Here is a 23,889-nt window from a genome sequence, read left to right as displayed (position 1 = left end):
ATCGGTGTATAACTTGCGTTATTTGTGATTATTAGGGTGTTGTTTTAACGCTAAACTTTCATTAATGTTATAAATCGAACTGCTTAATTTTTCGATAAAGTGTACGTTCGCTAATTCCTAATTCTTCGGCTGCTAATTTACGTTTTCCGTTGTGACGTTCAAGCGATTTTTTAATTAATTCTAATTCCTTGTCGTGTAATGATAGGGTTTCTTCCTCTTCAATTTCTTCAGCAAAGTAATATTTATCTTGAACAGGTGTTGGGTCGTCTTTACTTGTATTATGTTCTGCAATAGCAATGAGGTCACTGTTTGAGGTGGATTCTTTAAAATCGATATCCTCATCCTCATTATCGCCATAAATTTTTTGAATTAAGCTTTCATTATTTTTTTCGACATCTTTAATATTGCCATTTTTCATGAGTTCCATAGTCAACTTTTTCAAGTCGTTTAGGTCGGCTTTCATGTCGAAAAGCACTTTGTATAAAATTTCACGTTCGCTACTAAAATCGCTCTCCGATTTAGATGTTTTAATAACAGCAGGTAAGTTAGTGCCCGATGAGGCCGGTAAATACCCTTGTAGTGTTGCTGCGTCTACCGTACGATTTTGTTCTAAAACGGAAAGTTGTTCTGCTATATTACGCAATTGTCGAATGTTTCCAGCCCAACGATGTTTTAGTAAAACTTGTACTGCATTATCGGTTAGTTTTATAGTGGGCATTTTATATTTTAAGGCAAAATCGCTAGCAAATTTTCTAAATAAAATATGAATATCTTCTTGACGCTCTCTAAGCGGTGGCAAGTTAATGTCTACGGTGCTTAATCTATAATATAAATCTTCGCGAAATTTTTCTTTTTCGATAGCTTCAAACATGTTTACGTTTGTAGCGGCTACAATACGAACATCTGTTTTTTGAACCTTACTAGAACCCACTTTTAAAAACTCTCCATTTTCCAAAACACGTAATAAACGTACTTGAGTTGTTAATGGTAATTCGCCAACTTCATCTAAAAAAATAGTACCACCATCGGCAACTTCAAAATACCCTTCGCGAGTTTGTGTGGCTCCGGTAAAAGCTCCTTTTTCATGCCCGAATAATTCACTGTCTATAGTGCCTTCTGGAATAGCGCCACAGTTTACGGCAATATATTTGTTGTGTTTTCGGTGAGATAATTGATGGATTATTTTTGGAATACTTTCTTTACCAACACCACTTTCTCCTGTAACCAAAACCGAGATATCGGTTGGTGCTACTTGAATTGCTTTTTCAATAGCTCGATTTAGTGATTGTGTATTTCCAATAATACCAAAACGTTGTTTTATAGCTTGAATTGATTCCATAATAATTACCCATAAAATGGGAATCTTTTTAGTTAATTTTTACTTGCTTTTTTAATAAGCTTTTTAAAATATTTTGTCATTTTAGTTTCGTTTTTATTTGAATCTAAAATATTTTTATTGTGCTTGTCTAATATGTAAATATTTACAATTGGTGTTTTTATATAAGTGATTTTTCCATTTAGATGTTCTTGTTTTGTATCGTAATGTGAGTTATAAATTATAATAGAGCCACCTTCTATATTTATATTTTTTAAGGTTATATTTTTCCATAAATAGGTTGCTCCTAATTTACCTTTCGATGCTTCCTTAAATAGACCAAACTTTTTATTTAATAAATTTATTAATTTATTAGAATTGAAAGAAAGACTGGATGTTAGTGTCTTAACTTTTATATTGTTAGTAATTGCAAGGTAATTGATGTTGACATTGTTTAACTCTGCGTCAATTTGAGCGTAATTAGTCGTTAATAAGAATGCAAACCCTAAGAATAATGCTAAACTTTTACTCATAATACAATTAATTGTTTTGTGAGTATCCAACAGCTTCTCCAATAAGCGTGGCACTTGTGCAATTGGTAACTTTTACATTTACAAAATCGCCTACTTTATAATTGCCTTTTGGGAATACGCATACTATACTTTCTGAGGTACGACCAGACCATTGTTTGTTGGATTTTTTTGATTCCTTTTCAATAAGTACTTCTACCGTTTTACCTAACCATTCTTTGGTTTTAATTTCGCTGTGAATACGCTGTAAGTCCACAATATCTTGCAGTCTTCTTTTTTTCGTTTCTTCGGGAACATCATCATGCATATTTCTGCCAGCCATAGTTCCTGGGCGTTCAGAATATTTGTACATATAACCAAAATTGTATTTTACGTATTTCATAAGGGAAATAGTATCCTGAAAATCGGCTTCAGTTTCAGTAGGGAAACCGACTATCATATCTTGGCTAATTGCACAATTAGGAATGATTTCTCTTATGTTATCAATCAATTCCATATATTCTTCACGAGTATGTAAACGATTCATTTCTTTTAAAATACGATTGCTTCCACTTTGTACTGGTAAATGAATATGATTACAGATATTTGGATGCTTAGCCATGGTTTTAACCACATTTAAAGTTAAATCTTGTGGGTTGGACGTTGAAAAACGAATACGCATTTTAGGTTGTGCTTTGGCGCATATTTCTAAAAGGTTCGAAAAGTTTACAGCAGTAGCTTTTTGTATATCGCTGGCTTTTTCGAAATCTTTTTTAAGTCCGCCACCATACCATAAGTAGCTGTCTACATTTTGCCCAAGTAAAGTAATGTCTTTGTAGCCTCTATTCCATAGGTCGTTAACTTCTTCAATAATACTTTGTGGGTCTCTACTTCGCTCTCGACCTCGGGTAAAAGGTACCACGCAAAATGTACACATATTATCACATCCACGAGTAATGGATACAAAGGCAGAAACGCCGTTGGTGTTTAAACGTACTGGCGAAATATCGCCATAAGTTTCTTCTTTAGAAAGGATGACGTTTATGGCATCTCGACCTTCATCTACTTCGGCAAGAAGGTTTGGTAAATCTTTGTAAGCATCTGGTCCAACAACTAGGTCGACTATTTTTTCTTCTTCAAGAAATTTAGTTTTTAAGCGTTCGGCCATACAACCTAATACACCAACTTTCATGGTTGGGTTATGGTCGCGTTTTACGGCATTATATTTTTCAAGGCGTTTACGTACGGTTTGTTCTGCTTTATCGCGAATAGAGCAGGTGTTAACTAAAACCAAATCGGCTTCTTCCAAATTTTGTGTGGTGTTAAAACCTTGATTTGCCATTATAGAGGCTACAATTTCGCTGTCGCTAAAATTCATGGCGCAACCGTAACTTTCAATAAAAAGTTTACGTGTGTTGCCTGCTTTGTTTTCTATAACTAAATATTCGCCTTGTTTATTTTCGTCTATTGTCTTTTCCATAGTGTGTCGATATTTCTACCGGGGTCAATAAGTATGCAAAGATACAATAAATTTGCGTTTAGTGACAAAGTGGCAGTTGGATTTTAATGTTGTTTTAAATCCGCTTTCGGACAGATTTTTTTGTGTATAATTGTATCTTGTTTGCAAGTCTGAAAATTTGCAGTTTTTCTAACCAAATTATTAAAAAATGAATGTTATTGATACGCTATTAGGTAAAATAGAAGGTGCTAAAGATCTAGATTTTGGAATTATTTTTAGTGATTCTATAGAGTTGTTTAAAAAAACGTGGTTACAAGGGTTTTTAATGGTTTTGTTTACCATGTTAATAATGTTACCATTAATAATTGTATTTTATATTCCATTAATAGGTATGGTTTTGGCACAACAAGAAAATGGTTATGTCGATACTAATGGTATGGAAGGATTCTTTGAAGGTATGTCTGCTTTGTATATTTTGTTTGTTGTTGTTGCTGTACTAGTTTTAGGATCTGTTACGTTTGCAATTAATGCTGGCTTTTATAGAATTATGAGAAAGATTGATAATAATGAGCAAGTGCTAACTCCAGATTTCTTCTACTTTGTTAAAAAGCAATATTTAGGAAAAACGTTTATGATAATGCTTGCAACCATTGGTATAGCAATACCATCGGCCTTATTGTGTTATATTCCTTTAATATATACTATGGTGCCTTTGTCGTTTTTTGTGGCAATTTTTGCTTTTAATCCAGATTTAACAGTGGGGGAAATTATAAAAGTAAGTTTTAAATTGGGGCATAAAAAATGGCTAATCTCATTTGGTTTAATAATTGTTTCGGCATTGTTAGCGAATTTAGTTGGGTATTTATTATGTGGTATAGGCTTGTTGTTTACCTCGGCATTTACTTACCATCCTATATATTTAATTTATAAAAATGTAATAGGATTTGATAAGCATAGTGCTATTGATGAAATTGGAACGACAACAATAGAATAAAAAAAATAAATTTCATTTTTACGGAAAAGCCTGATTTTACTATGTTTAAATCAGGTTTTTCTGTTTAAATAATACACAGTTAATCCATAAAATGCTACAGGTAAACTTTTTTTGATATACATTTGTAGCTTCAAAAAATGAAGTATGGCGAAGAATTTAGTGATAGTGGAGTCACCTGCAAAGGCAAAAACCATTGAAAAATTTCTAGGAAAAGATTTTAAAGTAGAATCAAGTTTTGGGCATATTGCCGATTTACCTTCCAAAGAATTAGGGGTTGATGTTGATGGTGATTTTAAACCCAAATATGAAGTTTCTAAAGATAAAAAAGCAGTTGTTAAAAAACTGAAAGACTTAGTTAAAAAAGCCGAAATGGTTTGGTTAGCAAGTGATGAGGATCGAGAGGGAGAAGCTATTGCATGGCACTTGGCCGAAACTTTAAAATTGGATAAAGACAAAACAAAACGTATTGTTTTTCACGAAATTACTAAAGGAGCTATTTTAAAAGCTATTGAGAACCCAAGAAGTATTGATTACGATTTGGTTGATGCGCAACAAGCGCGTCGTGTTTTAGATAGAATTGTGGGATACGAGTTGTCTCCAGTGCTTTGGAGAAAAGTAAAAGGCGGTTTGTCTGCAGGTCGTGTACAATCTGTATCTGTAAGATTAATTGTTGAAAAAGAAAGAGAAATTCAGGGGTTTACACCGGTTGGATCTTATAGAATAGATGCCGAATTTTCAAATGAAGACGGCCAAACCTTTAAAGCGAAACTTCCAAAGAATTTTTCAACAAAAGCCGAAGCTCAAAAATTCTTGGAGCAGAATGCTTCAGCCGATTTTAAAGTTGCCGATTTAACTAAAAAACCAGCAAAAAAATCGCCTGCAGCACCGTTTACAACTTCAACATTACAACAGGAAGCATCACGAAAATTATATTTTTCAGTAAGTAAGACCATGACCATGGCGCAACGCCTATACGAAGCAGGTTTAATTACTTATATGAGAACTGATAGTGTAAACTTATCAGACGAAGCTAAAAAAGGAGCCGAAGCAGAAATTATTAATGCTTATGGCGATTCTTATAGTAAACCAAGAAATTATAAAGGTAAAGCTAAAGGTGCTCAAGAGGCGCATGAGGCCATTCGTCCAACTAATTTTGCAACCCATTCTGTTAATATAGATAGAGATCAAGCGCGCTTATACGATTTAATATGGAAACGTGCCATAGCATCTCAAATGAGTGAAGCCGAATTAGAAAGAACTAATGTTAAAATTAGTGCTTCAACACATAAAGAAACATTTACAGCAAATGGAGAGGTTATTACTTTTGATGGCTTTTTAAAAGTGTATTTAGAAGGTACTGATGATGAAGATGAAGAGCAAGACGGTATGTTGCCGGCAATGAAAACTAACGAGACATTGCTTAATAATTACATATCGGCTACTGAGCGTTATACACGTCCGCCGGCTAGATTTACAGAAGCTTCCTTAGTTAAAAAACTAGAAGAGCTAGGTATTGGACGTCCGTCTACTTATGCGCCAACTATTTCGACTATTCAGAATAGAAATTATGTTGAAAAAGGTACGGTTGAAGGTGTTGAAAGAAGTTACGCACAGCTTACTTTGCAGGAAGGGATAGTTAAAGATGTGACTTTAAGCGAAAAAGTAGGGTCAGATAAAGGTAAATTAGTGCCAACGGATATTGGAATGATTGTAACGGACTTTTTGGTAAATCATTTTGATGCTATTTTAGATTATAACTTTACGGCGAAGGTAGAAGCAGATTTTGATGAAATTGCCGAAGGAAATGTAGACTGGACCGAGATGATGAAGTCTTTTTACAAGGAGTTTCATCCTGTAGTTGAAGATGTTAAAGAAAATGCCGATAGAGAATCTGGAGAACGTATTTTAGGTGAAGATCCAAAAACAGGAAAACGTGTAAGCGTACGTTTAGGTAAGTTTGGGCCAATGGTGCAGATAGGAACTGTTGATGATGAGGAGAAGCCGCAATTTGCTAGTTTAAGTCCTGATCAACAATTAAATACCATTACTTACGAAGAAGCTATGGATTTGTTTCAGCTGCCTAAAACACTAGGTAAATTTGAAGACGAAGAAGTTATGGTGAATAACGGACGTTTTGGACCTTATGTTAAGTTTGGTGATGCCTTTGTATCGCTTCCTAGAGGTACTGATCCCTTAAGTGTGGAGTTAGACGATGCTATTGTTTTAATTAAAGAGAAACAAAAAGCAGATGCTCCGATATACATGTATAAGGATTTGCCAGTGCAAAAAGGTAAAGGGCGATTTGGACCTTTTATTAAATGGAACAATATGTTTATTAACGTAAACAAAAAATACGATTGGGATAATTTATCTGATGATGAAATTGTTGAATTAATTGAAACAAAAATTCAAAAAGAGATTGACAAGGTTATCCATAACTGGGAAGATGAAGGCATTCGCGTTGAAAAAGCACGATGGGGCAGACATAATGTTTTAAAAGGTAAGGTAAAGGTTGAATTGGCAAAAACTGTCGATGTTAGCGATATGACCTTAGAAGAGGCAAAAGCAATTATAGAAGCTAATACGCCTAAAAAGAAAGTAAGAAAAACTGCGGCCAAAAAGAAAGCACCAGCTAAAAAAAAGCCAGCAGCAAAAAAGAAATAAAAATAAATGAATTTTAATTTTTTAACTCCAGTTTCAGAATCAGTACTTGCTCATAACGAGCTTTTGTCATCGCAAGCACTTGGTCGGAAAATTAAAATTCATTCGGCTCAAAACGGAATCCCGGATCTCGAAGGTGTAAAAATTGCCATATTAGGGGTTCTAGAAAATCGAAATGATGTTAATTATATAGGCGAAGAAATTCATCTTAACGAAATAAGGCGGTCGTTTTACAGTCTATTTCCAGGTAGTTGGAATACGTCTATAGCAGATTTAGGCGATATTGATAAAGGAGAAAGTGTAGAAGATACGTATTTTGCCTTAAGAGAAGTTATAACTATTTTAGTTAAAAAAGATGTGATTCCAATTATATTAGGTGGTTCGCAAGATTTAACTTATGCAAACTATAGGGCTTACGATAATTTAATTCCTATGGTGAATATCGTAAATGTAGATTCCCAATTTAATTTAGGAGATTCCACTAAACCAATGAAAAACAATAGTTTTGTTGGTAAAATTATATTAGATCAGCCTTATAACTTGTTTAATTATGCTACCGTTGGCTATCAAACGTATTTCAATTCGCAAGAAGAAATAGATTTGATGGAAAATTTATATTTCGAATCCTATAGACTTGGTACAGTTTCTAACGATATAACTATTGTTGAGCCAGCCTTAAGGGATGCTAATATTGTTAGTATTGATCTATCTTCAGTAAAAGGCTCCGAAGTAAGTTCAAAACAAAAATACTCGCCAAACGGTTTAGATGGAAAGGAAATATGTGCAATAGCGCGTTATTCTGGTATTAGTAATAAAGTATCTTCCTTTGGTATTTACGAATATAGGCCATCAAAGGACGATGAACTTACCTCTATGTTAGTGGCTCAAATGCTATGGTATTTTATTGAAGGGGTTAACTACAGGGTTAACGATGATGATTTTTTAGATGACAACAATTATCAGAAATTCATTACTTTAGTGGAATCAGAGGAGTTGATTTTCTATAAAAGTAATAAAACTGGAAGATGGTGGATAGAAATTCCTTTTTTATCAAATGTTAATAATAAATTAAAAAGACATACGTTATTACCATGCATGCATCAAGATTACCTAGATGCCTGTAATAATGAATTACCAGAAAGATGGTATAAAGCATTAAAAAAGAATAGTGTTTAAGAAATGAAGTTTAGCTGAAATACCATTTTCATCGATTAAAAGCTAAATTTTTACGATGAAATGTTATTTTTTTGGATAAAAAGTTGTTTTATTAAAAATATATAAATATGTTTACGCTCTCAATAATGAAGCTTAAAATAATTAACCTCAAGTTTTCTATGAATATTAAGAAGTTTATATTGTTAACCTCAGTTTTTGCAATGCTAGCAAGTTGTGGCTCTAAAGATAGAGGCGAACTAGTTGGTGTTCAAGGAAAAAAGTGGCATCCAGAGAAGCCTTATGGTATGGAGCTTATTCCTGGAGGCGCATTTATAATGGGTAAAGCGGATGATGATCTTGCTGGTGTGCAAGACGCACCTTCGAAAACTGTTACTGTAAGAGCCATTTATATGGATGCAACAGAAATTACAAACAGCGAATATCGCCAGTTTGTAAACTGGGTAAGAGATTCTATTGTTAGAATGAAATTAGCCGTATTGGCAGACGAGGTTGGTTTAACGCCTGCTGATGAAGGTACCATTGGAGAATTTGCGTTTAGTGATGCAGATCCAGAAAACATGTCGGTTTATGAAAAATACATGTATGATAACTATACAGGTTTAGGACCAACAGGTTACGAAGGAAGAAAAATAAACAAAGACATCGATCTAATTTTTGATACTTCAGAATATTTAGATGAATACTATGCCGAAGTTATGGATACAATGTATCTACCTTTGGAAGAATCGTACAATGGACAACGTACTTGGGATGTGACTAAATTTAAATTCCAATACAGCCACATGGATATTCAAGAAGCTGCAAGAAATAGAGGTGTTAAACGTAGCGATGTTATAATAAAAGAAGAATTAGAAATCTACCCTGATACTACAGTTTGGATTAGAGATTTTGCATATTCTTATAATGAGCCAATGCACAACGATTATTTCTGGCATGATGCTTATAGCGAATATCCTGTTGTAGGTGTTACTTGGAAACAAGCAAAGGCATTTTGTGAGTGGAGAACAATTAATAAAAACTCTTACCAAAAATCTAAAAAAGGTGCTCAATTAGTAAACACGTTTAGATTACCATCTGAAGCGGAGTGGGAGTATTCTGCTCGTGGTGGCTTGCAAGCCGCAACGTACCCTTGGGGTGGACCTTATACAAAGAGTGATAGAGGTTGTTTTATGGCAAACTTTAAACCTGTAAGAGGAGATTATGCAGCAGATCAAGCGCTGTACACGGTTGAAGCTAAGTCTTACGAACCAAATGATTATAATTTATATAATATGGCTGGTAACGTATCAGAATGGGTTAATGCATCTTATGACCCTTCATCTTATGAATATACATCTAGTATAAACCCTAGTGTAAATGATAGTGATAATAAGCGAAAAGTTGTAAGAGGTGGATCGTGGAAAGATGTAGCTTACTTTTTACAAGTAAGTTCAAGAGATTATGAATATGCTGATTCCGCAAGGAGTTATATAGGATTCAGAACCGTTCAAGATTATATGGGGACACAAGTAACTAGTAACGGTCAATAAAAGTTTAATCCAAATCAATTAGTAATAATACTATTAACCTACTTAAGTAGAAAAAACCTACTTAAAACTAAAATCGAAAATTATGGCAAAGTCAAAAGCAAGTAAGAAATTCATGAACATGGCGTATGGACTAGGAGCAGCAATTGTAATTGTTGGTGCACTATTCAAAATTATACACTTTGAAATCGGACCTTTAACAGGTAACGTTATGTTAACAATTGGTCTTGTAACCGAGGCAATTATATTCGCATTATCAGCGTTTGAACCTGTTGATGACGAATTAGATTGGTCATTGGTATATCCAGAATTAGCTGGAGGAAAAGCTAGTGTTAAAGGTGGCGCAGGAAGTGAAGATGCTCAAGGATTATTATCTCAAAAATTAGATGATTTATTAAAAGAAGCTAAAATTGATGGCGAATTAATCGCTAGTTTAGGTGAAAGCATCAGAGGGTTCGAAGGCGCTGCAAAAAACATGTCGTCTACAGTTGATTCTGTTGAAGCTTCTAAGAAATATGGTGAGGAATTATCATTAGCAGCTGCTCAAATGGAATCATTAAACAGCTTATATAAAGTACAATTAGATAGTGCTACTAAACAGCAAACTATCAATGAAGAGTCTGTTGAAAATGCAGCAAAATTAAAAGAACAAATGCAATCTTTGGCATCTAACTTGTCATCATTAAATGGTGTGTACGGCGGAATGTTATCTGCAATGAATAAATAATTAGGAGCGTTAATAAATAATCCCAAATTAATTTAATTAACCCCAAAAAAACCTAATTATCATGGCAGGAAATAATTTATCAGCAAGACAGAAGATGATTAATCTGATGTATTTAATATTTATAGCGATGCTAGCTTTAAATATGTCAAAAGAAGTGCTATCGGCCTTCGGATTAATGAACGAAAAACTTACAGAATCTAATCTGGCAACGGAAGCAAGAAATGCTAGTTTTGTTGCAAGTTTAGATGTAAAGGCAGAAGATCAACCAGAAAAATACAAGCCTTTAAAAGCTAAGGCGGATCAAATTGATGATTTAGCGCATAAATTTGATGCATATTTAGAGGATTTAAAAGGAAAAATGACCGCTAAAGTTGATGATAAGACCGATTATGAGATAATGGATAAAGGTGATTACCTAGATCAAAATTTCTTTAAAGGTGGAATTGTTACAAAAGAAGGAAAAGAGTTTTTAGCTCATATGAAAGGCTTTAGAGAAGGTGTTGCTAATATCTTAGCTGGCGAAAATGGTATGGAGTCTGTAATAAAACAAGTGAACGATAAATTTAGTACTGCCGAAGTTAAAAACAGAGATGGTATTAAAGTTGACTGGTTGGATTATCACTATAAAGGATATCCTTTAGTAGCCTCTTTAACTAAAATGACGCAATTACAGTCAGATATTAAAACTACCGAATCAGAAATATTATCAAATATGTTGGCAGGAACACTTTCTAGTGAAGTGTCTATGACAAATTATACTACTTTAATGGAAACGTCTAAGTCAGCTTACTTTAACGGTGAGCAGTTTGATGGACAAATCGTTTTAGGTCGTAAAGATGCATCTACAAAACCAAGTAGAGTTGAACTAACTTTAGATGGCAGAAAACTAACTAAAAAGCAATATACTATCGAAGATGGTAAAGTGAAGCTGAAAATTGGAACAGGTGGAGTTGGTGAACATAAAATTGAAGGTAAATTAATCTTCGCTCAAGATGGTGAAGAAATTGAAGTACCTGTAAAATCATCATTTGCTACCGTTGCAAAACCAAATTCGGCTACTATTTCAGCTGATAAAATGAATGTAGTTTATAGAGGTGTTAAAAACCCAATGACCATTTCATTTGCTGGTGTTCCAGATAATAAAGTTTCGGCTAGTGCACAAGGTTTATCTAAGGGGTCTGGTAGTAGTTATGTTATGGATGCCACCAAAATTCAAGGTAGAGAAGTTACTATTAATGTAACGGGTACACTACCTGATGGAGGAAAAGTAACAGATAATGCTAAATTCAGAATTAAAGATTTACCAAAACCAACAGGTACAATTAGAGGTGAAGATGGTGCATTAAAAATGCAACGTAATAGTCTTAAAATTTCTACTATTGGTGCTAAGTTTGAAGATTTCGATTTCGAATTACCATTAAGAGTTACTGGATTTAAATTTAAAGTTCCTGGACAACCTACAATAAATGTTAGAGGAAATAAGTTAGATAGTAGAGCTCAGGCAGCTTTAGCAAAAGCTAAACGTGGCTCTGGAGTTCAAATATTTGATATTGAAGCAAAAGCTAGTGGTGTAAGTGTTATACTTAAAAAAGTATCACCAGTTTTTGTTGAACTTACAAATTAAAACACTGTTCGAGATATTCTTAAACAAACAAAGAGTATCTCGAACAATTAGAATGTAAAATAAAAATTAAGATGAACGTAAAAAGTTTTTTATTAACCGTTGCTACTGTTTTAACAGTTTCAAGTCTATTTGCACAAGCTAATATTCTTAATGCTAAAAGTCCTGATGAAATTGGAGTAAGAACGGAATCTCAAAAAGCAGTTGACAATGATAAACCATTAGAATATGGTTATGTTGACGATAGAGATATTCTGTTTTCTAAAATGACCTGGGAAAAAATAGTGCTTGATGAGCGCGCAAACTTTCCGCTTTACTACCCAATAGATACAAATAATATTGGTAGTGATAGAAGGTCCTTGTATGACGTGCTTATGAAAAACATTAAAAATGGAAAAATAAAAAACATTTACGATGATTCTTATTTTACCACAAAACGTACTTTAAAGGATATTCAAGGAGCATTAACTATGATTGATACTACAGAGTATGGTATTGAGCAATTAAATGCTGGTGAGGCTTTATCTGCCGAATATATTAACAAAAGAGAAATTACAGCTGCAGATATTAAAGAATATCATATTAAAGGTCTTTGGTATTTTGATAAGCGTCAAGCCGAAATGAAATACAGACTTTTAGGAATAGCTCCTGTAGCTCCAGATGTTAATTTTATTGATGACTCTGAACCGGATTTGGTACCTTTATTTTGGGTGTTTTTCCCAGATGCTAGAGAAGTGCTTCACGAAGCAAAATCTTTTAATAACAAAAATAGTTCTATGCCGTTTTCTTTTGATCATGTGTTGAATGCAAGACGCTTTCAAGGTTATATTTTTAAAGAAGAAAATGTGCAAAATGATAGAGCGATTACAGAATATGTATCTCAAAATGCTTTAATGCAATTACTTGAATCTGAAAGAATCAAGGATAAGATTAGAGATTTTGAATTGGATATGTGGACTTATTAAGCCATAATAGTCTATAATATATTAAAAACGCCCACTTTTTTGAAGTGGGCGTTTTTTTATGGGTAAAACAACATAGAAACTTTTTAAACATTCTAACTATCTTTACCCCCATTATGGAAGTAGATTATATTATTGTAGGTATTGGAATTGCAGGAATAAGTTTTTGCGAGCAATTAAGAGCAAATGGAAAATCGTTTGTGGTTTTTGATGATGAGTCTCAGCAATCATCAACAGTTGCCGGTGGGCTATATAATCCTGTGGTCCTAAAACGTTTTACATCGGTTTGGAAAAGTACAGAGCAGTTAGATATTGCGTTACCACTCTATAAACAAATCGAAAAAAGATTAAAACTGAAACTGGATTATAAAGTCCCCGTTTTAAGAAAATTTGCCTCGCTAGAAGAACAAAATGATTGGTTTTCTGCCTCGGATAAACCTTTGTTGTCAAGATACCTTTCTGCAAATATTATTAAAAATAATAATATGGCCATCGATGCTCCTTTTGGTTTTGGTGAAGTGTTAGAAACAGGAAGGATTGATGTTAATACTATGATAAAAGGATATAAAACCGAGCTTTTAAACGCTAATTGCTTGATTGAATCTGCTTTTAACTATGAAAACTTACATAGTACTGATGAAGCCGTAAGGTATAAAGATATAACCGCGAAGTATATTGTGTTCGCGGAAGGCTCTGGTATACGTTTTAATCCGTTTTTTAATATGTTACCTCTTAATCCTGCAAAAGGGGAATTGTTAACGATACATGCTCCCGATTTAAATATTGATTTTGTTTTGAAAGCAGGCGTGTTTTTAATTCCGTTGGGTAATGAGTTATATATTGTTGGTGCCACTTATGAATGGAAAGACTTAAGTTATGATACTACTAAAAAAGCAAAGGATGCGCTTTTAGAAAAGTTGAATAAACTAATAGACTGTTCGTATAAAGTTGTGCACCAGGTGGCAGGAATTAGACCAACGGTAAAAGATAGAAGGCCGTTAGTGGGCAAACATCCCATGCATAAAAATCTTTTTGTGTTAAACGGACTTGGTACACGTGGGGTTATGATTGGCCCTTATGTAGCCAAACAGCTTTTTAATTTTATTGAGCATAATGAAGCCCTTGAAAAAGAGGTTGATATTAGTCGTTTTACTTTGTAAGTTGTTATAAACGGGCTAGGGATTGTAGTGCAATTTTTATATTCATGAGTTTAATAATAGTCCACAGCCCGACCTAGGAGGGGCGAGGGCTTGTAAGCTTTCGACTTCGCTCAAGACAGGTTCCAAGCGCGATCCGTTATGGGGAATCTGTCTGCCGGCAGGCGCCAAAAAATTATTTCTTTTTTAAGGTTTTATCGTAACTCATAAAAAAGTTTATCCAAATATTTCTTGAAACCCTCATAATTATTGGCATAAATACGACAAGGGTGGCTATAATAGAAATAAAAATACCATTAAGACTAGCGTTAAAAACGTAAAGACTAATAATAAAAGCAGCAAAAGCAAAAGCAATACCCACGGCGTAACTAACATACATAGCCCCATAAAAAAAGGAGGGTTCTATCTTATATTTTGTACCACAATTGCTACATTTTTCATTCATCGTTAATGCTTCGGTTAAAATATACGGATTGGTGTTTACGTACATAGATTCTTCATGACACTTAGGACATGTTCCGGTAAAAACACTATATAATTTTGATCCTTTTTTAAACATATAATTTAATGTACTTTTGCATGCGAAATTGCAATACAAAAATACTGTTTTTATTAATAACGTATTGTGATAAAAGCTACAATTCTATGATGAATATCCATAATTTATCGATTTCTTTTCAAGGCGAGTACCTTTTTGAAGACATAACTTTTAAACTAGGTAATGGTGATAGAATTGGGCTTATTGGTAAAAATGGAGCAGGTAAATCTACAATGCTCAAAATTTTATCGAAGGAAATGGAGCCTGATACTGGGCAAATTGCTGCAGATAAAGATCTTAAAATTGGGTTTTTAAAGCAGGATATCGATTTTGTTTTAGGTAGAACAGTTTTAGAAGAGTCGTATGAAGCGTTTACGGAAATAAAAGAACTTGAAGCCAAAATGGAAGCTGTTAATACACAATTGGCTGAACGTACGGATTATGAAAGTGAAGCGTATAACCAATTGATGATTGATATAAACGAACTTCAACATCAATATGAAATACAAGGTGGTTACAATTACCAAGGTGACACTGAAAAAATTCTTCAGGGTTTAGGTTTTAAACGTGAAGATTTTAATAAACTTACCGATACCTTTTCTGGCGGATGGCGTATGCGTATTGAGTTGGCAAAATTATTACTGCAGAGTAACGATATTTTACTTTTAGATGAGCCTACCAATCACTTGGATATTGAATCTATTATTTGGTTGGAAGGGTTTTTAAGAAATTATGCGGGTGCTGTTGCTATTGTGTCGCATGATAAAATGTTTTTAGATAATGTTACTAACAGAACTATTGAAATTTCTTTAGGTAGAATTTACGATTACCCTAAACCGTATTCTAAGTTTTTAATTTTACGTGAAGAATTGCGAACGCAACAATTAGCCTCTCAAAAAAATCAGCAAAAGCAAATTGAGCAAACCGAAAAATTAATTGAGAAGTTTCGGGCTAAGGCCTCAAAAGCGACCATGGCACAATCACTTATAAAAAAGCTTGATAAAATTGATAGGATTGAGGTTGATGAAGATGATAATAGTGTTATGACTTTAAATTTTCCGGTTTCTATAACGCCAGGTAAGGTTGTGGTTGAAACCAATAAAATCTCTAAAAGCTATGGTGATAATGAAGTTTTAAAAGAGGTTGATTTACTTATAGAGCGCAATAGTAAAACGGCTTTTGTTGGTCAAAACGGACAAGGAAAATCGACTTTAGCCAAAATAATGGTTGGCGATATTAAATATGAGGGTGAATTAAAACTGGGGCATAACGTTCAAATAGGATATTTTGCTCAAAATCAAGCAGAATATTTGGATGGTAATAAAACCGTTTTAGATACTATGATTGATGCTGCAAATGAAACCAATCGTAGCAAGGTGCGTGATATTTTAGGGTCGTTTTTATTTAGAGGAGACGAGGTCGAAAAATATGTGCGGGTACTTTCAGGAGGAGAGCGTAACCGTTTGGCTTTAGCTAAATTGATGTTGCAACCGTTTAATGTGCTTATTATGGATGAGCCTACGAATCACTTAGATATTAAATCTAAAAATGTGTTAAAGGAAGCATTAAAGCGTTTTGAAGGGACTTTAATTTTGGTGTCTCACGATCGTGATTTTCTTCAAGGTTTAACCAACTTAGTTTATGAATTTAAAGATCATAAATTAACACAGTATTTAGGAGATATTGATTATTATCTTGAAAAACGAAAAGTTGATAATTTAAGAGAGGTTGAAAAACGTACGGTAGTTAAAGAAACGCCAAAGGTTAAAAAACAACAGTCTTACGAAGAACAAAAGAGATTAAAATCGCTTAATAATAAATTGAGTAATGTTGAGTCTAAAATTAATCAGTTAGAACGCAAAATAAAGGCTATTGATTTAGAGCTTGAAATTAATTATGAAGAAGTGACCTCTAAGCCTAATTTTTTTGATGATTATCAAAAAAAGAAGGCGGATTTACAGCGATTTATGGAGAAATGGGAGGATATTCAGCTAGAAATTGAAGAGTTCGAAAATTAGGAATTTTTTATGTTTTCTTTAACGTTTATCGCCTAAACTATAAGCTAATTTTGCTGTCATACCATCAAAACTCTGTGTATGCGTAAAATTATACTTTCCGTAATTGGAATTCTACTAATAGTACTTTCGTTTTTATTTGCAAAAAAACTTATTGCGGATAAACATAAACCTAAGCCAGTTAAGGAAAAGGTTGTAAAAACGGTGTTTACCGATACTGTTAAAAACCAAACTATTCAAATTGTTTTACCTGCAAACGGAAGCTTGGTAGCTAAACGTAGAGTGGAGTTATACTCGGAGGTTCAAGGTATTTTTAAAACATCAAATGTTCTGTTTAGACCGGGACAAAAATATACTAAAGGTCAAAGTTTAATTCGAATTAATTCTGATGAGTATTACGCAAGTGTTCAGTCGGCTAAAAGTAATTTATATAATGCTATTGCCGCCATTATGCCCGATTTACGCTTAGATTTTCCTGAGGTTTTTCAAAAATGGCAAGACTATCTTAATGGTTTCGATTTAAGTAAAATTACTCCAGAATTACCGAAAATGACTTCCGAAAAGGAAAACTACTTTATAACAGGTCGGGGTATTGTATCTAGTTATTATAATGTGAAAAACTTGGAGCAGCGCTTGCACAAATACACTATTTCTGCACCGTTTACTGGTATTTTAACCGAGGCTTTAGTTACCGAAGGTTCATTAATTAGAAGTGGTCAAAAACTCGGAGAATTTATTGATACATCGGTTTACGAAATGGAAGTGGCATTAAGTAAAACTTATGCTAGCTTACTAAAAGTAGGTGAATCTGTAAAGCTTACCAATTTAGATAAAACAGAAACTTATACGGGGAAAGTATCTCGTGTAAATGGTAGTATAGACGCCACAACACAAACCATTACGGCTTATATTGATGTTAAACATGAAGCTTTAAAGGAAGGGATGTATCTAGAGGCCGAATTAAATGTAAAAGAAGAGCCAAACGCTATTGAGATTGATCGTAATTTGCTATCGGAAACTGGCGAAATTTTTATTGTTAAAGATAGTTTATTAGATGTTATACCTGCAAAATCAATTTATTTTTCTGATACTAAGGTGGTTTTAAAAGAAGTGCCAGATGGTACAGTAATTCTTAAAAAGTCTGTTCCTGGTGCATACGCAGGCATGCTTGTTAAGCCTTTTAAAAATTTATCAGAAAATAAAGATCAACAATAAGCATGAGAAAACTTATAGAGTATTTTATTAAGTATCACGTAGCTGTTAATATTTTTATTATCGCTTTTATTGTTTTTGGTTTTCTTGGAGTTACATCTTTAAAATCTTCATTTTTTCCATTAACAGATTCTAAAATTATTAATGTTAGTGTTACCTATCCTGGAGCATCACCGCAGGAAATTGAAGAGGGTATTGTGCTTCAAATAGAAGACAACTTAAAAGGCTTAAAAGGTATCGATAGAGTTACTTCGGTATCTAGAGAAAACAGCGGAACCATTACAGTAGAAATTGAAAAAGATGAGAATATTGACTTCATGCTGTTGGAGGTTAAAAATGCCGTAGATCGTGTGCCTTCTTTTCCTTCTGGCATGGAACCATTAATAGTTGCAAAACAAGAAGCGGTAAGAGAAACCATTTCCTTTGCTTTAAGTGGTGAAAATATTCCACTTGCCACATTAAAACAAATTGGTAGAGAGGTTGAAAACGACCTAAGAGCTATGGACGGCATTTCGCAGATAGCTATTTCTGGCTATCCGGACGAAGAAATTGAAATAGCAGTAAACGAAACGAGATTATTAGCTTATAACTTAACGTTTAGTGAGGTTTCTCAAGCGGTGAGTAGAGCAAATATTTTAACAACCGGAGGTACTATTAAAACAGATGTAGAAGAGTATCTTATTCGAGCAAATAACCGCTCCTATTATGGTGATGAACTTTCTAATATTGTTGTGAAAGCTTCAAATGATGGCAAAGTGGTGCGATTAAAAGATGTAGCCATTATTCGTGATCGGTTTTCAGAAACACCAAATGCTACATATTTTAATGAAAAACTTTCAGTTAATATATCAATAACAAGTACGAATTCTGAAGACTTAATTTCTTCAGCAGATAAAGTAAAAGCATATATAGAAAGTTATAATCAAAAACATAATAATGTCCGGTTGGATGTGGTTAGAGATTTATCTAAAACCTTAAACCAACGTACAGATTTATTAGCAGAAAATGCTATAGTAGGTATGTTATTAGTATTATTGTTTTTATCGGTATTCCTTAATACACGGTTAGCGTTTTGGGTAGCCTTTGGGTTACCAATTTCATTTTTAGGCATGTTTATTTTTGCTGCTCAATTTGATGTGACTATTAATGTTCTATCGCTTTTCGGCATGATAATCGTAATTGGTATTTTGGTAGATGATGGTATTGTAATTGCTGAAAATATTTACCAACATTACGAAAAAGGTAAGTCGCCAGTACAAGCAGCTATTGATGGAACTATGGAAGTTATTCCACCTGTAGTTTCTGCTATAATTACAACACTTTTGGCATTTTCACTTTTTCTGTTTTTAGATAGCAGAATTGGGGAGTTTTTTAGTGAAGTTGCAGTCATTGTAATACTTACTTTAGTGGTGTCCTTGGTTGAAGCTTTAATCATCTTGCCTGCCCATTTGGCGCATTCAAAAGCATTACATCCGCAAGTAGAAGAAGAAAATCCTTCTAAAATGAAGCAATTCTTTTCTAAAATGCGGGTAATTAATAAGATGGGGGATAATTTCATGAATTTTTTACGTGATAAATTATATGCCCCAACCATTACCTTTGTTTTAAATTTTAAAGTCCTTTCTCTTGGTGTTTTTGTAGCCTTGTTAATTTTAACTTTTGGAGCCATTGGAGGTGGTATTATTGGTGTTACCATGTTTCCCTCGGTAGCCAGTGATAGAGTATCTATAGAATTAGATATGCCAAACGGAACCAATGAAAAGGTAACCGATTCTATTATTTCTATGATAGAAGAAAAATCGTTTATCGTTAATCAAGAATTAACAGAAAAGTATTTAAAAGACACCGATAAGCAACTCTTTGAAAATACTATTTTGACTATTAGTAGCAGTTCAAGTGCTAGGTTAGATATAAATTTATTACCAGGAGAAGAGCGTCCTGATGCAATAAAATCTGCATTAGTAGCCAATAGATTGCGAGAATTGGTTGGACCTGTAATAGGCACCGAACGTTTAATTTTTGGTTCTGGAGGTAATTTTGGTGGTAGTCCTGTTTCTGTATCATTACTAGGGAATAATATTGAAGAACTAAAAGCTGCTAAAATTGAATTAAAAGAGGTTTTAGCATCAAATCCTTTATTGAAAGATATAGAAGATAATGACCCTGCAGGCATTAAAGAAATTCGAATAGAACTTAAGGAAAGTGCCTACTTACTAGGTTTAAATTTAAGTACGGTTATGACGCAAGTACGTTCTGGTTTCTTTGGTACTCAAGCACAGCGTTTTCAGCGTGGGCAAGATGAGATTCGAGTTTGGGTGCGTTACGACAGAAGCAATAGAGCGTCCATAAACGATCTTGATGAAATGCGTATTGTTACTCCTACGGGAGAGCGCGTAACCCTTAAAGATATTGCCACTTATAGTATAGAAAGAGGAGACGTTGCAATTAATCATTTGGATGGTCAGAGAGAAATTCAGGTTTCTGCCGATTTAAAGGACCCAAGTACAAGTACCACCGATATTTTAGCTGATTTAAAGAATGTAACTATGGTGGATTTAAAATCGAAGTACCCAACCATTTCTGCTTCTTTTGAAGGTCAAAATAGAGAAAAAGAGAAATTAAACAGTTCATTAGCAAAAGCGGGAATTCCTATCTTATTCCTAATTTATATTGTTATTGCATTTACGTTTAGAAGTTATAGTCAACCTTTATTGTTAATGCTTTTAGTACCTTTTAGTTTAACAGCGGTTGCTTGGGGACACTGGATTCTTGGTTTTTCAGTAAATATTTTATCTCTTTTAGGTATTATTGCTTTAATTGGAATTATGGTAAATGATGGTTTGGTGTTTATAGGTAAATTTAATACCAATTTACGTGAAGGTTTAAAATTTGATGATGCCCTTTTAGATGCGGGTAAATCGCGATTTAGAGCCATTTTTCTAACCTCATTAACTACAGTAGCAGGTTTAGCGCCTCTATTGTTAGAAAAAAGTAGACAAGCACAATTTTTAAAACCTATGGCCATTTCAATTTCTTTTGGAATTGCATATGCTACCGTTTTAACCCTTTTGGTATTACCCTTATTTTTATCCTTTAGTAATAGCATAAAACAAAAAGGAAAATGGTTAGCTACAGGTAACCATGTTACAAAAGAAGAAGTAGAACGAGCAATTAAAGAACAAAATGAAGAAAATGAACATTAAAATTTATAGCGTGTACGCGTTGTTTTTCTTCGGCCTAATAGTTAATGCACAACAAGTATTAACAACAGATGAAGCCATAAAGCTCGCCTTAGAGCATAACTACGGAATTAAAATAGCTAATAACACTGTAAAAGTAGCAGAAAATAATACTGGTGTTTTAAACTCAGGGTATTTGCCCACACTTACTGGAAATGCCGGCGCAAGTATTGATGTTCAAGACACAGAAGGACAGCGTGTTGAAGGAGATCCTGTTGCAACAAATGGTGTGGAAACACGTAGGTATAATGCATCGTTAGATTTAAATTATACGTTGTTTGATGGATTAGGACGATTATATAATTACAAGCGTTTAAAGGAAGAATACCAATTATCTGAGCTAGAAGCTCGTGAGACTATAGAAAAAACAATGCTGCAATTGTTTTCTATTTATTATTCTGTAGCTCAACTATCAGAAAACACGGATGCTTTAGAGGAAACTCTAGTGATTTCTAAAGATAGGTTAGCAAGAGCTAGTTACCAATTTGATTTTGGGCAAAGTACTAAGTTAAGCGTTTTAAATGCAGAAGTTGATATTAATAATGATAGTATTAATCTTATAAATGCTAAACAACAATTACGAAATACAAAACGGGATTTAAACGTTGTTCTGGGAAATCAAATGGGCGACGGTTTTAATGTAGATACAGATTTAAGTTTTTTATTGGCATTAAATAAAAATAAACTTTTAGAGAAAACAAAAGCTAATAACGTGTCTTTACTTCAGGTGGATCGTAATATAAATATCAGTCAATACGATATTAAAACCAATAAGGCTCAGCTTTTACCTACAATAGGTTTAATCGGGTCTTATGGTTGGAATGAATCTTCAACGGATAATAATCCTTTAGCATTTACAATTCAAAGCACTACATCCGGATTTTCGGGAGGATTGAATCTATCATGGAATTTATTTGATGGTGGTGGAACATTAACGCGAGTAAAAAACTCTAAAATTGTTTTAGAAAATCAAAAACTTCAAAAAGAACAGCTTAATATTGATGTAGAACGTAATTTCAATAATGCATGGGATGACTATCAGAATAAGTTAGTCGTTTTTGAAGTTCAAGAAGATAATATTAAAACAGCACTAAATAATTTTAATCGGACTCACGAAAAATTCAAACTTGGTCAAGTTACTTCTATAGAATTCCGTCAAGCTCAACTTAATTTGTTAAATGCAGAGTTAAGTCGAAATCAGGCAAAATACAACGCAAAATTAGCGGAGTTGACTGTTCTTCAATTAAGTGGGGAGATTTTAAATGTAGCGCTTTAGGTTAAATTATTTAAAATTAGAGTATTACGGTTTTTTGATTTGTGGTTTTATTCAAGGTTAAGTATGTATTTCATCTATTCATCGAAATGGAAATGTTAAAATTATGTGCTTTTCAACGATAAAAATAGTTTTTTATCTAGTTCGGCGCTATCTTCGTATAGTAATTAACCCCCGAATCAACCGTAATTATGAAAACTCTTAAATTAATAGCAATTTGTTTTTTAGTATCAGCATATTCTTTTGCTAACGTTTCAACATCAGATAAAGATGCGTTAATAGCATTGTATAATTCAACTAATGGAGCAGAATGGAATTCCTCTTGGGATTTAAATTTAGCTATCGATACTTGGTATGGAGTAAAAATAGAGAATGAACGCGTTGTAGAAATTAATCTTCAGTTTAATAACCTTAATGGACCTTTACCAAGCGAAATAGGAAACCTAACTAGTTTAAAAATTTTAAATTTAGGTTTTAACAAACTTAACGGAACAATACCTTCTTCAATTAAACAATTAAAGGAGTTAAAAGACTTACAGTTGTTTATGAATCGTTTTGAAGGAGAAATACCTTCTGAACTTGGGGAATTAAAAAAATTAGAATCTTTAAAATTGTATAGTAATAAGTTTATGGGAGAAATTCCAAGTACACTAATGGGTTTAACAAATTTAAAAGAGCTTTTATTAGGAAGTAACTTTTTAACAGGACAAATTCCAACCGAGATTTATGCATTAACAAAATTGCAAAAGCTAAGCTTAATGGATAACAAAATGGATGGTGAAATTCCAGCAGAAATAGCACAATTAAAAGATTTAGAAGAGTTGTTATTATCGACAAATCAATTTTCAGGAGACTTACCTAAAGAATTTATGAATTTAACAAAGCTAAATACAATGATGGTGAGTGATAATAACTTAAACCAACAGTATATTAGTGTTTCTGGTAAAAACCCACCTACGTTAATGCATTTAGAATTACAAAATGCAACGGCAACAATGGATATTGAAAAGGAATAATATAGTTTTTATAGTTTAGTTAGAATTAAACCATCACATTTGTGATGGTTTTTTTATTTTTAAAAAATGATAGAACATTATTTTACCTGTCCACATTGTTGGGAAACCATTTCGATGCTCTTAGATACTTCGGTAAATAATCAAACTTATATTGAAGATTGCGAAGTTTGCTGTAACCCAATTCAGATTACTACTCAGTTTATAAATTCTGAATTGACAGTGTTTCAGGCGAATAGCATTGATCAATAATATTTTATGAAATAATGTTTGTAGAAACGTAAAAACAGTGTATATTTGCAGTCGGAAATAAATTGGTCGGCATTATGAACCGGAAGTTAAAAGCTAAGTCAGTTATTTCAAGATTATATCGCGGGATAGAGCAGTAGGTAGCTCGTCGGGCTCATAACCCGAAGGTCACTGGTTCGAGTCCAGTTCCCGCTACTAAGTAAGAGTAATCAGAAATGGTTACTCTTTTTTTATGCAGTAAAT

Annotated in this window: 18 protein-coding genes and 1 tRNA gene; 15 read left to right on the top strand and 4 right to left on the bottom strand. The window is 33.4% G+C overall.

Going from position 1 to position 23,889, the window contains the following annotated elements:
• Nucleotides 1–67: 67 nt before the first annotated feature.
• From ABJM36_RS12980 to miaB, 3 genes are read right to left on the bottom strand one after another with little or no spacing between them, the layout of a single operon-like run.
• Nucleotides 68–1,339 (bottom strand): sigma 54-interacting transcriptional regulator, encoded by a 1,272-nt coding sequence (locus ABJM36_RS12980; protein ID WP_348451926.1) that lies wholly within the window; start codon nucleotides 1,337–1,339, stop codon nucleotides 68–70.
• Nucleotides 1,340–1,371: 32 nt separating this feature from the next.
• Nucleotides 1,372–1,848, bottom strand: a complete 477-nt coding sequence (locus tag ABJM36_RS12975) for a hypothetical protein (RefSeq protein WP_348451925.1) — start codon at nucleotides 1,846–1,848, stop codon at nucleotides 1,372–1,374.
• 7 nt (nucleotides 1,849–1,855) lie between these two features.
• A complete protein-coding gene (miaB, locus tag ABJM36_RS12970) occupies nucleotides 1,856–3,304 on the bottom strand; it encodes a tRNA (N6-isopentenyl adenosine(37)-C2)-methylthiotransferase MiaB (RefSeq protein WP_348451924.1) in 1,449 nt (482 codons plus the stop codon).
• A 187-nt stretch (nucleotides 3,305–3,491) separates the two neighbouring features.
• On the opposite strand from miaB, the gene ABJM36_RS12965 reads away from it, so the two are divergent.
• The 8 genes from ABJM36_RS12965 to ABJM36_RS12930 all read left to right on the top strand — a co-directional run bounded on the left by ABJM36_RS12965 (nucleotide 3,492) and on the right by ABJM36_RS12930 (nucleotide 14,110).
• Complete coding sequence (locus ABJM36_RS12965) at nucleotides 3,492–4,277, top strand: hypothetical protein (RefSeq protein WP_348451923.1); 786 nt, start codon at nucleotides 3,492–3,494, stop codon at nucleotides 4,275–4,277.
• Between the two features lie 144 nt (nucleotides 4,278–4,421).
• The gene (gene topA, locus ABJM36_RS12960; protein WP_348451922.1) at nucleotides 4,422–6,941 is read left to right on the top strand and encodes a type I DNA topoisomerase; all 2,520 of its coding nucleotides are present in this window, start codon (nucleotides 4,422–4,424) and stop codon (nucleotides 6,939–6,941) included.
• Nucleotides 6,942–6,947: 6 nt separating this feature from the next.
• Nucleotides 6,948–8,114, top strand: coding sequence for a formimidoylglutamase (locus tag ABJM36_RS12955; RefSeq protein WP_348451921.1), 1,167 nt, complete (start codon nucleotides 6,948–6,950; stop codon nucleotides 8,112–8,114).
• Nucleotides 8,115–8,272: 158 nt separating this feature from the next.
• Complete coding sequence (gldK, locus tag ABJM36_RS12950; protein ID WP_348451920.1) at nucleotides 8,273–9,643, top strand: gliding motility lipoprotein GldK; 1,371 nt, start codon at nucleotides 8,273–8,275, stop codon at nucleotides 9,641–9,643.
• A gap of 82 nt (nucleotides 9,644–9,725) precedes the next feature.
• Complete coding sequence (gene gldL, locus ABJM36_RS12945; RefSeq protein ID WP_348451919.1) at nucleotides 9,726–10,367, top strand: gliding motility protein GldL; 642 nt, start codon at nucleotides 9,726–9,728, stop codon at nucleotides 10,365–10,367.
• Nucleotides 10,368–10,428: 61 nt separating this feature from the next.
• Nucleotides 10,429–11,991: a gliding motility protein GldM gene (gene gldM / locus ABJM36_RS12940; RefSeq protein WP_348451918.1), complete on the top strand. Its 1,563-nt coding sequence runs from the start codon at nucleotides 10,429–10,431 to the stop codon at nucleotides 11,989–11,991.
• A 71-nt stretch (nucleotides 11,992–12,062) separates the two neighbouring features.
• Complete coding sequence (gene gldN, locus ABJM36_RS12935; protein ID WP_348451917.1) at nucleotides 12,063–12,953, top strand: gliding motility protein GldN; 891 nt, start codon at nucleotides 12,063–12,065, stop codon at nucleotides 12,951–12,953.
• 113 nt (nucleotides 12,954–13,066) lie between these two features.
• Nucleotides 13,067–14,110 (top strand): FAD-dependent oxidoreductase, encoded by a 1,044-nt coding sequence (locus ABJM36_RS12930; protein ID WP_348451916.1) that lies wholly within the window; start codon nucleotides 13,067–13,069, stop codon nucleotides 14,108–14,110.
• A 172-nt stretch (nucleotides 14,111–14,282) separates the two neighbouring features.
• Here ABJM36_RS12930 and ABJM36_RS12925 read toward each other — a convergent pair whose 3' ends face one another.
• Complete coding sequence (locus tag ABJM36_RS12925) at nucleotides 14,283–14,666, bottom strand: DUF983 domain-containing protein (RefSeq protein WP_348451915.1); 384 nt, start codon at nucleotides 14,664–14,666, stop codon at nucleotides 14,283–14,285.
• An 86-nt stretch (nucleotides 14,667–14,752) separates the two neighbouring features.
• Between ABJM36_RS12925 and ABJM36_RS12920 the strand changes: the two genes are divergently transcribed.
• The 7 genes from ABJM36_RS12920 (at nucleotide 14,753) to ABJM36_RS12890 (ending at nucleotide 23,841) form a co-directional block, all read left to right on the top strand.
• A complete protein-coding gene (locus tag ABJM36_RS12920) occupies nucleotides 14,753–16,663 on the top strand; it encodes an ATP-binding cassette domain-containing protein (protein ID WP_348451914.1) in 1,911 nt (636 codons plus the stop codon).
• A 78-nt stretch (nucleotides 16,664–16,741) separates the two neighbouring features.
• Nucleotides 16,742–17,875: an HlyD family efflux transporter periplasmic adaptor subunit gene (locus tag ABJM36_RS12915; RefSeq protein WP_348451913.1), complete on the top strand. Its 1,134-nt coding sequence runs from the start codon at nucleotides 16,742–16,744 to the stop codon at nucleotides 17,873–17,875.
• Between the two features lie 2 nt (nucleotides 17,876–17,877).
• Nucleotides 17,878–21,075: an efflux RND transporter permease subunit gene (locus ABJM36_RS12910; RefSeq protein WP_348451912.1), complete on the top strand. Its 3,198-nt coding sequence runs from the start codon at nucleotides 17,878–17,880 to the stop codon at nucleotides 21,073–21,075.
• Nucleotides 21,065–22,387 carry a TolC family protein gene (locus ABJM36_RS12905; RefSeq protein WP_348451911.1) on the top strand — a complete coding sequence of 441 codons (1,323 nt, stop codon included), beginning with the start codon at nucleotides 21,065–21,067 and terminating at the stop codon, nucleotides 22,385–22,387. The genes ABJM36_RS12910 and ABJM36_RS12905 overlap by 11 nt, the downstream gene beginning before the upstream one ends.
• Nucleotides 22,388–22,575: 188 nt before the next feature.
• Complete coding sequence (locus ABJM36_RS12900; protein WP_348451910.1) at nucleotides 22,576–23,400, top strand: Two component regulator three Y domain protein; 825 nt, start codon at nucleotides 22,576–22,578, stop codon at nucleotides 23,398–23,400.
• 66 nt (nucleotides 23,401–23,466) lie between these two features.
• Nucleotides 23,467–23,649, top strand: coding sequence for a CPXCG motif-containing cysteine-rich protein (locus ABJM36_RS12895; protein ID WP_348451909.1), 183 nt, complete (start codon nucleotides 23,467–23,469; stop codon nucleotides 23,647–23,649).
• Between the two features lie 119 nt (nucleotides 23,650–23,768).
• Nucleotides 23,769–23,841 (top strand) — tRNA-Met (locus ABJM36_RS12890).
• The last annotated feature ends 48 nt before the right edge of the window (nucleotides 23,842–23,889 follow it).

Origin of the sequence: Algibacter sp. (genome assembly GCF_039977455.1) — a bacterium.
GTDB lineage: Bacteria > Bacteroidota > Bacteroidia > Flavobacteriales > Flavobacteriaceae > Algibacter_B.
This window is presented reverse-complemented; position numbering and strand designations above follow the sequence as displayed.